The following is a 14,293-nucleotide window of genomic DNA, read 5'->3' as shown; positions in this document are numbered from 1 at the left end:
CGGTCCGCATGCATGACCTGAACGCGCTGGTCGGCACGCACGACCTGCTCCTCCTCACGCTGGACACGCTCCGCTACGACGTGGCCTGTGAGGCGTTGGAAGCAGGCCGCACCCCCACCCTGGCCGCGCTGCTGCCCGGAGGCCGGTGGGAGGAGCGCCACAGCCCGGCGAGCTTCACCTACGCCGCGCACCAGGCCTTCTTCGCGGGCTTCCTCCCCACCCCCGTCACCCCGGGCCGCCACCCGCGCCCCTTCGCCCTGCGCTTCGAGGGCAGCGAGACGACGGGCCCCGGCACCTGCGTGCTGGACGCGCCGGACCTCGTCACGGGCTTCGCCGGGCGCGGCTATCACACGGTGTGCATTGGCGGGACGGGCTTCTTCAACCAGAGGAACCCCCTGGGCCGCGTGCTCCCGGGCCTCTTCTCCGAGGCGCACTGGGCCCCGGAGCTGGGCGTCACCGACCCCCGATCCACGGAAAATCAGGCATCACTCGCGGTGAAAATCCTGGGTGCGCTGCCCAGGGAGCAGCGGGTGTTCCTGTTCATCAACGTCTCCGCGCTGCACCAGCCCAACCGGCACTACGTGCCCGGGGCGACGGAGGACTCGAAGGCGACGCAGGCGGCGGCCCTGGCGTACGTGGACGGCCAGCTTCCGCCCCTGTTCCAGGCGCTGCGACGGCGCGGCCCGGCGTTCTGCATCGTGTGCTCGGACCACGGCACGGCGTACGGCGAGGACGGCTACACGGGGCACCGGCTGGGGCACCCGGTGGTGTGGACGGTGCCCTATGGCGAGTTCGTGCTGCCGGTAGACTCCGCGCCATGACGCGCCTGGAGTCGATGCTCGAAGGGACGCCGTACGTGGCGTACCTCTACGGCTACCCTCACAAGACGGCCTACCGTCCGCTGACGCCCGCGCTGCCGCTGGAGGACGTCTGGGCGAAGGAGCGGCGGGACGCGCTGTTCCTCTACCTGCACGTGCCCTTCTGCGAGATGCGCTGCGGGTTCTGCAACCTCTTCACCGCCGCGGGCCCGAAGGAGGACGTCGTCGCCGCGTGGCTTGGCGCGCTGAAGCGGGAGGCCCGCCGGGTGAAGGATGCGCTGGGGCCGTCCACGTTCGCGCGCGCCGCCATCGGCGGTGGCACCCCCACCCTGCTGGACGTCGCGGGGCTGGAGACGGTGTTCGACCTGGCGACGGAGCTGGGCGTCGACCCGCGCGACGTGCCCATGTCCGTGGAGGTGTCGCCGGAGACGGTGGACGCGGACAAGGTCGCGCTCTTGAAGGCCCGGGGCGTGGACCGGGTGAGCATGGGCGTGCAGAGCTTCCTGGAGGCGGAGGTCGCCGCGGTGAAGCGGCCGCAGAAGACGGCGCAGGTGGAGGCCACGCTGGACCTGCTGCGGAGCGCGGGCTTCCCCACTCTCAACCTGGACCTCATCTACGGCATCGAGGGCCAGACGGTGGAGACGTTCCAGCACTCGCTGGAGTCCGCGCTGCGGTACGCGCCGGAGGAGCTGTACCTCTACCCGCTCTACGTGCGACCCCTCACCTTCCTGGGCAAGAAGTCGCGAGCGTGGGACGACCTGCGGCTGTCGCTCTACCGGGCCGGCCGGGACTTCCTCCTGTCGCGCGGCTACACGCAGGTGTCCATGCGGATGTTCCGCTCGGCACATGCACCGGCCGCTCGCGGCGCGGTGTACCGCTGCCAGGAGGACGGCATGGTGGGCCTGGGCGTGGGGGCGCGCTCCTACGCGGGCGCGGTGCACTACTCGTCGGAGTACGCCGTGGCCTCGCGCGAGGTGCGCGGCATCATCCAGGCGTACGTCGAGCGGGACGCGGCCTCGTTCGGCGAGGTGCGCTACGGCTTCGTGCTGGACGCGGCCGAGCAGCGGCACCGGCACCTGGTGCTGTCGCTGCTCGCGGAGGGCGTGGACCCGGGCGTGTACCGCCAGCGCTTCGGCACGGAGGCGAAGGCGGACTTCCCGATGCTCGCGGAGCTGGAGGCGCACGGGCTGGCGCGCGACGTGGACGGCGTGTTCCAGCTCACTCCGGCGGGCGTGGAGCGCTCGGACCTCATCGGCCCGTGGCTGGACTCCGAGGCCGTGCGCGCACGGATGCAGGAGTACGCCTGGCGATGAAGCTCACCGTGCTCTACCGGGGCCCGCTGTCCGGCTGCAACTACGGCTGCGAGTACTGCCCCTTCGGCAAGTGGAAGCAGAGCGAGGAGGAGCTCACGAAGGACCGCGCGGACCTGGAGCGGTTCCTCCAGTGGGTGGAGTCGCGCACGCACGACACCGTGTCCGTGTTCTTCACGCCGTGGGGCGAGGCGCTCATCTGGCCCTGGTACCAGCAGGCCCTGGCGCGGCTGACGCACCTGCCCCACGTGGAGCGCGCGGCGGTGCAGACGAACCTCTCCTGCCGGCTGGACTGGCTCGCCGACTGCCGCACGGAGAAGCTGGGCATCTGGGCCACGTACCATCCGGAGTGGATGAAGCGCTCACGCTTCCTGGCGCAGTGCGAGCACCTGTCGGCGCACGGCGTGCGGCACAGCGCGGGCATGGTGGGCTTCCGGCGCTTCGCGGACGAGGCGGAGGCCCTGCGCCGCGAGCTCCCCGAGGACACGTACCTGTGGATCAACGCCGTGAAGGACGGCCTGGACGCGTACACGCCCGAGGACGTGGAGCGCTTCACGCGCATCGACCCGCTGTTCCCGGTGAACAACACGCGCCACCCCAGCCGGGGCCGGGCCTGCCGTGGCGGCGAGTCCGTGCTGTCCGTGGACGGTGACGGCACCGCGTACCGGTGCCACTTCATCAAGGAGCCGCTGGGCAACCTCTACGCGCCGGACTTCGACGCGGCGCTCAAGCCGCGCCCGTGCTCGAAGGACACGTGCGGCTGCCACATCGGCTACGTGCACCTGGAGTACCTGGAGCTGGACCGCGTGTTCGGCTCCGGGCTGCTGGAGCGCGTGCCGGCGACGCGGCTGTGGACGGGCGGGCTTCAGCGCAGCGCTTCGCGGAGCTCCCAGTCGTAGACGGACAGGCCGTCGCGCGTGAGGCCGGGGAGCAGGTCCCCGAAGGCGTTCGCCTCCAGCACGCGGTGGCCGTGGAAGAAGTCCTCGAACATCAGGTCGATGCCCACGTGCAGGCAGTCATGCGCGCGGGCCACGGCGCGGCAGCTCTCCATCGCGGCCTCCAGCTCGCGGGGCGGCACGGCCGCGTGGAATGCGTCCAGGTCTCCCCGGTAGCCGCCCAGGTGCAGGTTGGTGATGGGCAGGCGGCTCTGGCGCACGACGGTGAAGGCGGGCTCGCCGCGCACGGTGAGGACGCGGCAGTCGAACACGTCCCCGCCCAGCCGCGCCTTGGGCCGGGACTCCTCCACCTGCGAGCCCTCGCGCAGGAGGAAGGCCAGCACCGCGTCCACCTCCCGCGCGTCCGTCACGCGGCGCACCTTGAGGGAGTTGAACCAGCCGGTGGCGCCCCGGTGCAGGCTGGTGAGCAGCGAGCCTCCAGCGCCCTCCGCCCTGCCCGGCCGGTACACCGCGAGGCAGGACGCGGAGGAGCCGCAGGACAGCTTCACGAACGCCTCGCGGAAGCCCGCCTCGCGCAGGGCCTGCCGCAGGGCTTCCGGCGTGGCGCCCGGAGGCAGGTCCAGGAACGGCGGCACGGGGATGCCCAGGCTCGCGTACCGGCGCGAGGTGATCCGCTTGTCGAACAGGTCCGAGATGGCACCCGGCGCGGACAGCACGCGCCAGCGGGGGCGCAGCGCGAACCGGGCGGACAGGTCCTCCAGCACGCGCAGGAACCCCAGGTGGTGCTGGCGGGGACACAGCACGCGGCCGTGCTCATCCGGCAGCGCGTCCAGCGCCTCGGGCGTCACGGTGTCGCAGCCGGTGCCGAGCGCGTCCGTGTAGCCGCGCTGGAGGAAGGCCCGCTCCACGGCCGCGTCCTCCCCCGCCGCGTCGATGCGGACGAGTCGCTTCGTGTCGGGCAGCTCCAGGAGGATATCCGGGGCGCGGGCCACCTGCTCCCATGCCACCACGTGCGCGGGAGGAAGCCCGGCGCGGCCCAGGGCCTCCTGGAAGAGCGTGACGCGCCGGTTCCCGGGGTTGCCGATGATCAGGAACGGCGGCGCGGCGGACGGCATGGGGACGGGCTACTCGCCCACGGCGGCGTAGCGCGACTCCTCGTCGTAGGGCGTGCGCTGGTTGCCGCTCGCCACGCTCCTGGCCACGGTCGCCACGGTCTTCTGCCCCGCCTTCGTGAGGAAGTTCCGGGTGACGTCCAGGGACTTGAGGTGCCCGAAGGCCTTGGCGTTCTCCGCCAGCGTCTGCGCGCCCGCGTCGGACATCGTGCCCATGGACAGGTCCAGCGCCTCCAACTGGGCCAGGATCTTCGCCTTGGGCAGCGCCGCGCACAGCTCGTCCGTGAACTCGGAGTTGCGCAGCCCCAGCTTGCGCAGGGCGGGCACGCCCTCCCCGTCCAGCAGGGGCTTCAGGTCCTTCACCCCACCGCTCGCGCCGTAGTTCTCCTGGCCGAACCAGATCTCCAGCGCCTCCAGCTTCGGCCACTTCGCCTTCACGATGTCCTTCACCGCGCCCTGGTGGAGGCCGCCCGTCTCCACGGTGAACGAGCGCAGCTCCGGCAGGTCGATCTTCCCGAAGTCCACCTCGCCGCCCCGCACGCGCAGCTCCTGGAGCTGGGGGTAGATTTTGTAGAGCGGCTTGAGGTCACCCACGTGCGTCCAGGAGATCTCCGTCTCGTCCGGGAACTCGAAGTCGCCGATGAAGAGCGAGCGCAGCGGCGGCGCGGGCTTCGCCTTCGCGAGCGCCTCCAGCGTGTCGTCGTATTCGTTCTCGCCGTCGAAGCTGGCCATGCCGATGGTCAGGCTCCGCAGGAAGCGCGCGGACGGGTGGGCCAGCAGCTCGCCCAGCAGCTCCGGGACGTCCGCGACCGAGTCGTAGTCCACCTGTCCCAGGCGGGCCGAGCGGATGAAGCCCAGGTGCCACTCGAGCTTGAGGGACTCGTCGGAGACGGCCTCCGCCAGCGACTCGCCCAGCAGCTCGCCCGCGTGGTCCTCCACGAACTTCGCGGCCTGCTTGTGCACGGCCGTGGCCTTGGCCGCGGGGGCATCCAGCGCGGAGTGCTGGAGCCGGATGAACTCGGCGCGCGGATCTCCCTCGCCCTCGAGCCATGCGGCGTACGCGAGGTAGCCCTTCACGTCGTCGGGCTTCGCGAGGATGGCGGCCTCCAGCTCCGGGTTGACGGCGGACTCGCCCGTGGCCTCTCCGCCGTCACCGTCTCCACCTTCGGCGAGCGTGTAGCCCTTGCGCTCCTTCTCGTGGATCTGCGCCTCGTAGGCCTTCTTCGCCTCGGCCTTGGAGTCGAACTCCTCGACCTTCTCCTGGCCGTCGGTGCCGATGCGGCCCCAGCGCTTGGTCAGCGTGGTGCCCTCCAGGGTGATCTCCCAGAACTTGCTGGAGCTGCCTTCGGTGAACTCGTAGCGAGGCATCGCGCGGCCCTTTGGCGAAGAACGCCCGGGACGCTAGAGGAGCCCTCCGGCAACCTCAAGCCGCGCGGGGCGGCTCAGGGGCGCAGCAGCACCAGCTCCACGCGGCGGTTGAGCTCCCGGCCCCGGGGAATCAGGTTCGGCGCCTTGGGGCTGTTGTCGCCCAGGCCCACGGCCTCCACGCGGGACGGGGCCACGCCGGCGCGGATCAGCATGTCGGCCACGGCGCGGGCGCGGGCGTCGGAGAGGCTCTGACGCGCGGGCTCGGGGACTTCCTTCGAGTCGGTGTGGCCCTCGATGCGCAGGCGCGCCTTCGGGTCGCGCACGAGCAGGTCCACCAGCAGGTCCAGGCCCGCGAGCGCGGCCTTGGTGGGCACGGGCTTCTTCTCATCGAAGCTCAGGGGCTCGGGCAGCTCGATGCGGCCCTCCTGCACCTTGGCGGCCTTGGCGGCCTTGGGCGCGGGCACCAGCGCGAAGGCCAGCGACGCCTCCGCACCGGCGCTCAGCTCCACCTGGCGCGTCTGGGCGAGGAACCCGTCGGCGATGAGGTCCACGGTGTACGCGCCCGCGGACAGCGGCACGTCCTGCGGCTTGCGGCCCTTGGCCGCGGCGACCGTGAGCTTCAGGGGCTCGCCGTTGCCGCGCACGAAGGCGGTGGCCTTGGTGGGCTTCTTGGACGTCACCTCCAGGCGCAGGCGGCTGGGGGCGACGGGCGTGCGCTCCACGGGCGGCGTCACGGAGACGACGGTCGTCGTGGGCTTCACGCCCGCGTCCGGCGCGGCCGTGGGCTGGGCGACCTTCACCGGGGCGCCGGCATCCACCGGGGACGGCTTCACGGGCGGAGGCGCGGTGGCGACGGTGGGCTCGTCCTTCAGCGGCTGGATCATCTCCGCGGTGACGGCGTGGGTGAGCTTGAGCTTGAGGCGCGGATCCGGCGCGTTGGGCACGACGGCGGGGGACGCCTTCACCACGACGCGCAGGCCGCGCTGGGTCTGGAAGCCGACGGACGCGGTGATCTTCCAGAGGAAGCCGTTGGTCTCGCTGAACAGGCTCCAGGAGCCGTTGGTGTACGTGACGCGCGAGACGAGGGTGTGCTCGCCGGGTTCGACCTTCAGGTTCGCGAGCCGGTGCACGCCGGGCGCGTTGAGCTCCTCCAGCGATGGGACGGCGAGCGGTTCGCCATCCAGGAGGAAGTCGGTCTCCACGAGCCGGTAGCCGTCCTCGGGCTTGAAGCCAGCGAAGAGGACCTGCACTTCGGAGGGGGACTCGGGGACCATGTCGCGCAGCTGGCGTTCCAGCTCCGCGCGCACCTGTTCCTCGCGCGTCGGTTCGGCCGCGAGCGCACCCGGGGCCAGGAGTCCGGCGAGGACCAGTGACCCGATCTTGAGGAAGGAGGAATCCACGAGGCGCCACGCAGCATGGCACAAGGCGCCCCGGGACGATGCAGGGATACAGCGCTGTAGAGGGAGCAGGCGGGCGCGACGGGCCTGTATGCGTGGGCTGGTTGACGGCTTCGCGGTGAATCCCCCGTTCCAACCAGTCCTGGCATGGGGAGGCGGGGATGGATCATCCTGGCGGGCGCATGGATCCGCGGCCTGACACCCCTCTGACGCCTGTCCCCTCCTCTCCCAGGGTGCCCCCCCGCTTTTCACGGCGGGCATGGGCCTGGAGCGCGGTGGGAGCGGTGGTGACGCTGGGGGTGCTGGCGGGGATGGTGCGGGTGGACCGCTCGGCGCGAGGCTCGGTGATGCTGGAACTGGGCGAGTGGGTGGACGTCCCGGCGCCGGCCGCGGGGCGCGTGATGTCGGTGGACGTGGGGCTGAGCCAGAAGGTCCAGGCCGGGCAGGTGGTGGTGCGGCTGGAGACGGCGGCGGGGAGCGCGGAGGTGGTGGCGCCCCTGTCGGCGATGGTGGGCCGGCTGCCGGTGACGAAGGGGGCGCGGGTGGCGGCGGGGCAGCCGGTGGCGGCGCTGGTGAATGAGGACACGCTGCCCTCGCTCCACGCGGTGTTCCCGGGGGAGTACCGGCCGGAGCTGGCCCCGGGGATGACGCTCGAGTACCAGCTGGCGGGGATGCCGGTCCCCTTCGAGGCGGTCATCGAGAAGGTGGAGAACCCGGAGGCCTCGCTCCAGTACGCGAAGGCGCAGCTGCCGGGCAGCGACGCGTTCGAGCAGGGGGCGGTGCTGGTCCAGGCGCACGTGCCGTCCCGCAACTACGAACGGGACGGCAAGCAGCGCATCTACAAGGACGGCATGAAGGGCCGGGCCCGGGTGAAGCTGGGCACCCAGCGGCTCATCGTCGCGTGGTTCCCGGGCCTGCGTGATGCGCTGCCGTGAGCGCGCCTGACGCTCAGGCGCCCTGACGCGACAGCCGCCGCTCCAGTCGTTCCAACCGGAGCTGGTGGTCGGCAGGCAGCTCCACGGGGGCGGCGAGCCTGGCGTGGTGCAGGGCACGGGGCAGGTCCTTGAGGGAGTGCTCGTAGAGCTTCGTCAGGGACAGGTGCAGCACCGCGCCCTGGCCGGGCTTCGCGAACGTGAGCGCTCGCTGAAGGTGCGCCACCGCCGTCTCGCAGTCTCCCGAGCGGCGGCAGAGGCGCGAGGCCAGCACCAGCGCTTCGATTCCCACCGGGCCGCCGCTCTCCGCGGCGGCCTTCGCGAAGGTCAGCGCCCGCTCCGCGTCCCCTGCCCGCTCCGCCACCTGCGCGAAGCCGAGCAGATCCCTCGGGTCCTGACGCTCCGTGCCTTCCGACTGGAAGCGGCGCACCAGGTCGCCCAGCAGCGCCGCCAGGAGCAACAGGTCCTTCTGGTTGTGCTCCAGCACCGGCACCAGCTCCGAGCCGTCCGTGCCTCGCAGGAAGCGGAAGTACAGCTCCGGGATCAACGAACCGTCCACGTCCCCCACCCGGTGATGCCCCAGCACCTTCGACTCCAGGTGCACGAGCCGCGCGCCCTCGCCCCGGTGCTTGAACACGCGCCGCGCGCAGTGCAGCAGGTCCAGGTGCGGCAGCTCCTTCGGCACCGGCACCCGGTTGAGCACGAAGCGCGTGCGCAACAGCGGCCAGTCGAAGCTCTTGCCGTTGTACGTGACGAGGCAGGACGACGACGCCATGCGCTCGGCCAGCAGGCGCAGCATGGGCGCCTCTTCCCCCATGCGCCTGAGGAAGAGCTGCTGCACGCGCAGGGAGCGGCCCTCGAACCAGCCCAGGCCCACCAGGAACGGCACCGTGCCCGTGCCTCCCGCGAGCCCCGTCGTCTCCGTGTCCAGCATCAGCATCCGCGTGAAGTCCACCGACTCCAGCTCTGGATGCAGCGCGAGCCCCGCCACCAGCCGCGCCTCCACATCGAGCGCCGCCGCTACTGGCGCAATACCGTGGCGGTGCTCCGGCGGGTACAACTGCTCGGCCACGTGCACCGTGCCATGCGGCGTCGACCGTGCCTCCACCGGCAACGCCCTGGGTTCAGGGAGCGGCTCCACCGCCTTGCGAGCCGACGCCGTACCCTGACGCTCCGCCCAGAACGACAGCATCTGGCGCAGCGCTTCCACCCGGGGATCCGGCGCACCGGGCTCCGCTGCGCCGCCCCGCTTCGCCGCGAACCGCCGCCGCGCTTCCTCGCGCAGATCCACGAGCCCATCGGTGCGGGCCCCTGCGCCTTCATCCACGAGCCTCGCGTCACGGGCTTGCGCGCCTTCATCCGCGAGCCCGGACTCGCTTACCCGCGCCTCCTCCGTGGCCCCTGCCCCGCCCCCGACGTCGTGCGCGGCCTCACTCTCCCCGTCCATCGCCAGGCGCTTGCGCAGCGCCTGCACCAGCACCTCCGCGATGGTGGTCGTCCCCGCCTCTTCCACGGGCGGAACCCGAGGCACCGCCTCATCCAGCGCGCGCGCCTCCACCGCCGGTGGCTCCACCGCCGGAGCCACCGCCACGGTGTTCACGGGCGCCCGGGCCTGGCTGCCGGGGCCCGCGCTGCTGAGTCGGGACAGCTTGCGCTTCAGGTCCATGCCGCGCCCGCGCTCCTCACTGCACCCCGGCGACGCCGAGCGCCGCCAGCAGGTCCAACGCCAGCCGCTTGCGCGGATGCGATCCCGACGGCGCGCTTCCCGGCTGGCCACCCGCCGCCGGCCCGATGCACGCCGGGCACCCGTCCTCGCACGGACACGACTCCAGCAGCTTGCGCCCTCGCAGCAGCAGCTCCTCGCGCTGGTCGTACAGCCGCGCCGCCAGCCCCACGCCGCCGGGCACGTTGTCGTAGAGGAACAGCGTCGGATCGAATCCCACGCCTCCCTCCTTGCGCGGCGGACCGTCCGGCTCGTCCTTGCTGCCCAGCGTCCGTCCCAGGTCGCGCGGGTCGCTCATCAACCCCACGCACGCCACCGTGCGCAGCGCGGAGCCCAGGCCCCGCAGCGCGTCGATGACCGCGGGCCTCGGAGCGTCCATCGAGCGCACCACCGCCTCCGGCACCGTCAGCCACAGCGCCGACGTGTGCATCTGCATCTCCGGCAGCCGCACGTCGCCGTAGCCCACGTTCTCGTGCGTGTGGAACTTGATCTTCTTGTAGCCCACCACCTTCTCGATGACGGACACCTCGCCCAGCCCCGCGTGCAGCGACGGCCCCAGCGGCGCGCCCTGGTCCTCCTGGATGACGCTCACGCGCACGTTCGTCATCGCGTCCGTGAAGTAGTCCGGCGCCACCTTGCGCACGAAGGCCTTGTGGTTCTCCAGGTCCAGCTGCTCCACCTGGTACTGCTCGGAGTCGTGCTGGTAGATGGCCTGCTCGTGCAGCTGCGTGTGCGCGGAGCGGAAGTCCATCTCCGCCAGCGTCTTGTCCGTGCCGCGCTCGATGACCACCACGTTGTCCCAGCCCACGCTGCGCAAGGACACGTGGTGCGCCGGGTACGCGTCCGATGACCAGTGGAACATCCGCCGCCCGCCCTCGGGCGCCTGGGACGGGTGCACCACCTGGTGCTGCGTGAGGAAGTCCAGCGCCTCCGTGGTGTTCTCCACCGGCACGTCGCCGAACGAGTCCCCTTCCTCGAAGGGCAGCTCGAACGCGGCGCACTTCAGGTGCTGGACCAATATCTCCACGTTGTCCGGATCAATGCGCGCGTGCTCCACCGGAGCGCCCGTGAGCGCGCGCGGATCCGCCGCGAAGTACTGATCCAGCGGCGCGCTCGACGTCACCAGCAGCGCCAGGCTCCCCATGCCGCGCCGGCCCGCGCGGCCGAAGCGCTGCGCCAGCGCCGCCACGGAGCCCGGGTAGCCCGCGCACACGACGGCATCCAGCGACCCGATGTCGATGCCCAATTCCAGCGCGTTGGTGGCCACCACGCAGCGGACCTCGCCCGCGCGCATCGCGGCCTCCGTCGCGCGCCGGGTGCCCGGCAGGTAGCCGCCGCGGTAGCCCTGGATGAGCGACGGATCCAGCTTCTCCTCCACGAACCGGTCGCGGAGGTACTTGAGCATCACCTCCACGTTGTTGCGCGACTGGCCGAACAACAGCGTGGACACCCCCGCACGCACCAGGTCCGAGGTGAGCCGCACCGCGCTCTTGAGATAGCTGGCGCGGATGCCCAGCTCCGCGTTCACCACGGGCGGGTTGTAGACCATCACCCGGCGCTCGCCGGACGGCGCCCCGCTCTCCGACACGAGCGCCACCTCGCGCCCCAGCATCCGCTCCGCGTGCGCCTTCGGGTTGCCGATGGTCGCCGACGCCAGGATGAACGTGGGGGACGCGCCGTGGAACCGCGCCACCCGCTGCAGCCGGCGCAGCACGTTCGCCAGGTGCGAACCGAAGACGCCCCGGTACGTGTGCAGCTCGTCGATGACGACGTAGCGCAGGTTCGAGAACAGCCGCGCCCAGTTCGCGTGGTGCGGCAGGATGCCCGTGTGCAGCATGTCCGGGTTGGTGAGCACCACGCCCGCGCGCTCCCGGGCCGCCCGGCGTGCATCCCCCGGCGTGTCGCCGTCGAAGGTGATGGCGCCGTGGCCCAGGCCCGCCTCGCGCATGAACGCGCGCAGCGACTCTTCCTGGTCGCGCGACAGGGCCTTCGTGGGGAACAGGTAGAGCGCCCGCGCTTCCGGCTCGCGCGCGAAGCGATCCAGCAGCGGCAGGTTGTAGCAGAGGCTCTTGCCGGACGCGGTGGGCGTGGCGATGACCAGGCTCTCCCCGTCGCGGGCCCGTGCGAAGGCCTCCGCCTGGTGGGAGAAGAGCTGCTCGACACCACGGCGCTTGAGCGCGTCCCGGACCTGGGGGGACAGGTCCTCCGGCAGCGGCGCGAACACCCCGGCGCGGGCTGGCGTCACGGCGTCGTGGACGATGTTCGGCCACACCTGCCGGTCCGTCCGCCATCCCTGGAGGACGGCGTCCAGCCCGCGAGCGCCCGACCACGGCGTGCGGCGCGGGCCGGAGAAGGCCTCGGTTTCCTTCTCGGGCTTCATAGGGCCGGCCACTGTACAGACGTGTACCCGGAAGGACAACGCGCGTCAGGACCCCTCGCGTCGGTCTTTTGGGGGCCCATCACCCACATTCCGACCGGGCAGTAGCCGGCCCGATTCCCTCCTGGGCAGGCGGCTCCAGGGGACCTCGACGGGCGTCTGGCGCGGACCCTAGTGTCCCGCGCCCGTGGCGCTCGCGATCTTCCTCTTCACGTACATCTTCATCGCCGGGGCGAGGCTGCCCTTCGTCAAGCTGGACCGTCCTGGAGGCGCCCTGCTGGGCGCCACGCTGATGGTCGTCGCCGGGGTCGTCACGCCCGCGGAGGTCTTCGGCCACAGCTCGGACCGGGGCCAGCAGGCCATCGACATGGACACCATCGTCCTGCTCCTCGGGATGATGCTGCTGGCCGTGTACCTGGCGCAGGCGAACTTCTTCCGCGCCGCCGGAGCGAAAGCCCTCAAGGTCGCGCACACGCCCCGGCTGCTGCTGGTGGCCGTGACGTTCGTGAGCGCGTTCCTGTCCGCGTTCCTCGTCAACGACACCGTGTGCCTGTTCCTCACGCCGCTGGTGCTGGTGGTGGTGGAGGACGCGCGCCTGCCGCCCGTGCCGTACCTGCTGGCGGTGTGCATGGGCAGCAACAGCGGCTCCGTGGCCACCTTCACCGGCAACCCGCAGAACATGCTGATCCAGGGCGCGTCCGGCCTGGGCTACGCGCGGTTCGCCGCGTACATGGCCCTGCCCGCGGTGCTGTCCACCGCCATCGTCACCGTGGCGCTGCTCTACCTCTTCCGCAAGGAGCTGCCGGCCGCGCGCTTCGACACGCACCCTCCCCCGCTGGAGGTGGACCGCCGGCTGCTCGCGCTGGGGCTGGGAAGCCTCTTGGGCGTGGTGGTGGCGTTCTTCGCGGGCCTGCCCATGAGCTGGAGCGCGCTCGCGGGCGGCGTGCTGGTGATGTCGCTGTCCGGGCACGAATCGCGCGAGGCGCTGGAGCGCGTGGACTGGGTGCTGCTGCTCTTCTTCGCCAGCCTCTTCATCGTCGTGCACGGGGTGCACAAGGCGGGCTGGGCGGAGGAGATCCGCCAGCTGTTCTCCCCGCTGATGGCCGGGCCGCCGTGGCGCGAGACGCTGGGCTTCGCGGGCCTCACGCTCGTGGCCTCCAACCTCTTCAGCAACGTGCCCTTCGTGATGCTCGCGCGCGCGTGGGTGCCGGCCATGCAGGAGCCGGAGCTGGCGTGGCACGTGCTGGCGCTGGGCTCCACGCTGGCGGGCAACCTCACGCTGGTGGGCAGCGTGGCGAACCTCATCGTCTTCGAGGCCGCGCGCGGCAAGGTCCGGATGGGCTTCATGGACTACCTGCGCGTCGGCGTGCCCGTGACGTTGATCAGCTTCGCCGTGGGGCTGGGCGTGCTCCTGGCCGAGCACGCCCTCTTCTGAACTCCAGACCTGTCCGACTGTCGGACAGGTTCGCGGCTCAGGGGTCCGGATCCGGCAGCTCGCCCGGGGGCAGCTGGCGCTCGGGCGGAGTGGGCGCGGGAGCAGGCGCCGGTTCCGGGGTGACGGCGGAGGGCACGGTGTCCGGCGCGGTGTTGCCCGTGGGGGCCGCGCCCTTGCGGTTCGTGGGCGTCAGGTCCTTCACGAACATGTCCGCGACCTTGTCCAGCAGCGCGGTCATGGCCAGGCGGAACAGCTCCGGCTCCTTGCCGACCTTGAACGGATCCAGGTGCGGCGCCTTCTGCTCCACCGCGTCCAGGTCGAACGGCCGGCGCCACAGCTCCGAGCGCCCGTCCAGCCGGAACATGCGCCCGTAACCCTTGAGGTAGGCCCCCGCGTGGCCGTCCTCGCTGCGCATGCCGAAGTCCTGGATGACGAACTCCACGACGGTGTCCGCGCCCAGCGGGGCCATCAGGTCATAGTCCGGCGCGTTGGCGGGCACCTCCTCCACGAGGAAGCTCTCCAGCGCGGAGGCCACCCGGGCGGGATCCACCGTGTCCGTCCACGGGGCCTCTTCCGGCAGGCGCGACAGGGTGGTGACGCGCAGGCGTTCGGAGAGCTCGAAGCGCGTCACGGCCTGCTGCAGCTTCACGGTGAGCCGCCGGTCCGCCTCCTTGGGCTCCAGCTTCTTGAGCTTGTCCGAGTACGCGCTGTCCTCCTGGAACACCCGGCTCTTGGGCCCCGCGCCGTCCTCGATGCGGGAGATGAAGGCGGGCCGCTGGACCCGGTCCAGGTCCGCGCCGGAGAGACGTTGGGAGGCGCACCCGGCGGTGAAGGCGACGAGGACTGCCGCGAAAAGGAGGCTTCGGCTTCGCACCATGGGGCCCAGGCTAACCCATCCCCGCCCCCCTGGCCTGTTTGCGACCCA

11 protein-coding genes are annotated in these 14,293 nt (G+C 71.7%); 5 read left to right on the top strand and 6 right to left on the bottom strand.

Annotated features, from left to right (window positions below):
- Nucleotides 1–8 precede the first annotated feature (8 nt).
- Genes NR792_RS07790 through NR792_RS07780 form a run of 3 tightly spaced genes read left to right on the top strand, consistent with a single transcriptional unit; the run spans nucleotide 9 to nucleotide 3,027 of the window.
- Nucleotides 9–821, top strand: coding sequence for an STM4013/SEN3800 family hydrolase (locus NR792_RS07790; protein WP_375759437.1), 813 nt, complete (start codon nucleotides 9–11; stop codon nucleotides 819–821).
- Nucleotides 818–2,131, top strand: coding sequence for an STM4012 family radical SAM protein (locus NR792_RS07785; RefSeq protein WP_375759436.1), 1,314 nt, complete (start codon nucleotides 818–820; stop codon nucleotides 2,129–2,131). Before NR792_RS07790 ends, NR792_RS07785 begins: the two co-directional genes overlap by 4 nt.
- Nucleotides 2,128–3,027, top strand: a complete 900-nt coding sequence (locus NR792_RS07780; RefSeq protein ID WP_375759435.1) for an STM4011 family radical SAM protein — start codon at nucleotides 2,128–2,130, stop codon at nucleotides 3,025–3,027. The genes NR792_RS07785 and NR792_RS07780 overlap by 4 nt, the downstream gene beginning before the upstream one ends.
- On the opposite strand, the gene NR792_RS07775 is transcribed toward NR792_RS07780, so the two are convergent.
- From NR792_RS07775 to NR792_RS07765, 3 genes are all read right to left on the bottom strand, one after another.
- Nucleotides 2,994–4,139 carry an STM4014 family protein gene (locus tag NR792_RS07775; protein WP_375759434.1) on the bottom strand — a complete coding sequence of 382 codons (1,146 nt, stop codon included), beginning with the start codon at nucleotides 4,137–4,139 and terminating at the stop codon, nucleotides 2,994–2,996. The two genes, NR792_RS07780 and NR792_RS07775, sit on opposite strands and share 34 nt — an antisense overlap.
- Nucleotides 4,140–4,148: 9 nt before the next feature.
- Entirely contained in the window at nucleotides 4,149–5,504 is a 1,356-nt protein-coding gene (locus NR792_RS07770; protein WP_375759433.1) for a WGR domain-containing protein, read from the bottom strand.
- Nucleotides 5,505–5,578: 74 nt separating this feature from the next.
- The gene (locus NR792_RS07765; RefSeq protein WP_375759432.1) at nucleotides 5,579–6,904 is read right to left on the bottom strand and encodes an OmpA family protein; all 1,326 of its coding nucleotides are present in this window, start codon (nucleotides 6,902–6,904) and stop codon (nucleotides 5,579–5,581) included.
- A gap of 272 nt (nucleotides 6,905–7,176) precedes the next feature.
- Between NR792_RS07765 and NR792_RS07760 the strand changes: the two genes are divergently transcribed.
- Nucleotides 7,177–7,836: a biotin/lipoyl-containing protein gene (locus NR792_RS07760; RefSeq protein WP_375759431.1), complete on the top strand. Its 660-nt coding sequence runs from the start codon at nucleotides 7,177–7,179 to the stop codon at nucleotides 7,834–7,836.
- Nucleotides 7,837–7,849: 13 nt separating this feature from the next.
- Here the strand turns inward: NR792_RS07760 and NR792_RS07755 are convergent, their stop codons facing one another.
- Both NR792_RS07755 and NR792_RS07750 read right to left on the bottom strand, forming a co-directional pair.
- On the bottom strand, nucleotides 7,850–9,499 hold the full coding sequence (locus NR792_RS07755) for a ribonuclease H-like domain-containing protein (RefSeq protein WP_375759430.1): 1,650 nt from the start codon (nucleotides 9,497–9,499) through the stop codon (nucleotides 7,850–7,852).
- Between the two features lie 16 nt (nucleotides 9,500–9,515).
- Nucleotides 9,516–11,936 carry a DEAD/DEAH box helicase gene (locus NR792_RS07750; RefSeq protein ID WP_375759429.1) on the bottom strand — a complete coding sequence of 807 codons (2,421 nt, stop codon included), beginning with the start codon at nucleotides 11,934–11,936 and terminating at the stop codon, nucleotides 9,516–9,518.
- A gap of 184 nt (nucleotides 11,937–12,120) precedes the next feature.
- Here NR792_RS07750 and NR792_RS07745 point away from each other — a divergent pair, with 184 nt between their 5' ends.
- Nucleotides 12,121–13,368 carry an SLC13 family permease gene (locus NR792_RS07745; RefSeq protein WP_375759428.1) on the top strand — a complete coding sequence of 416 codons (1,248 nt, stop codon included), beginning with the start codon at nucleotides 12,121–12,123 and terminating at the stop codon, nucleotides 13,366–13,368.
- A 37-nt stretch (nucleotides 13,369–13,405) separates the two neighbouring features.
- On the opposite strand, the gene NR792_RS07740 is transcribed toward NR792_RS07745, so the two are convergent.
- Complete coding sequence (locus NR792_RS07740; RefSeq protein WP_375759427.1) at nucleotides 13,406–14,245, bottom strand: hypothetical protein; 840 nt, start codon at nucleotides 14,243–14,245, stop codon at nucleotides 13,406–13,408.
- Nucleotides 14,246–14,293: the final 48 nt, after the last annotated feature.

The organism is Corallococcus exercitus (assembly GCF_042231735.1).
Taxonomy (GTDB): Bacteria; Myxococcota; Myxococcia; order Myxococcales; family Myxococcaceae; genus Corallococcus; species Corallococcus exercitus_B.
The sequence above is the reverse complement of the archived record's forward strand: the minus strand, read 5'-3'. Positions and strand labels throughout refer to the sequence as shown.

Bases quoted from the DNA above. Each gene is read 5' to 3' on its own strand.
- NR792_RS07790 (WP_375759437.1), top strand. From the start codon at position 9: ATGCATGACCTGAACGCGCTGGTCGGCACGCACGACCTGCTCCTCCTC.
- NR792_RS07785 (WP_375759436.1), top strand. From the start codon at position 818: ATGACGCGCCTGGAGTCGATGCTCGAAGGGACGCCGTACGTGGCGTAC.
- NR792_RS07780 (WP_375759435.1), top strand. From the start codon at position 2,128: ATGAAGCTCACCGTGCTCTACCGGGGCCCGCTGTCCGGCTGCAACTAC.
- NR792_RS07775 (WP_375759434.1), bottom strand. From the start codon at position 4,139: ATGCCGTCCGCCGCGCCGCCGTTCCTGATCATCGGCAACCCCGGGAAC.
- NR792_RS07770 (WP_375759433.1), bottom strand. From the start codon at position 5,504: ATGCCTCGCTACGAGTTCACCGAAGGCAGCTCCAGCAAGTTCTGGGAG.
- NR792_RS07755 (WP_375759430.1), bottom strand. From the start codon at position 9,499: ATGGACCTGAAGCGCAAGCTGTCCCGACTCAGCAGCGCGGGCCCCGGC.
- NR792_RS07750 (WP_375759429.1), bottom strand. From the start codon at position 11,936: ATGAAGCCCGAGAAGGAAACCGAGGCCTTCTCCGGCCCGCGCCGCACG.
- NR792_RS07740 (WP_375759427.1), bottom strand. From the start codon at position 14,245: ATGGTGCGAAGCCGAAGCCTCCTTTTCGCGGCAGTCCTCGTCGCCTTC.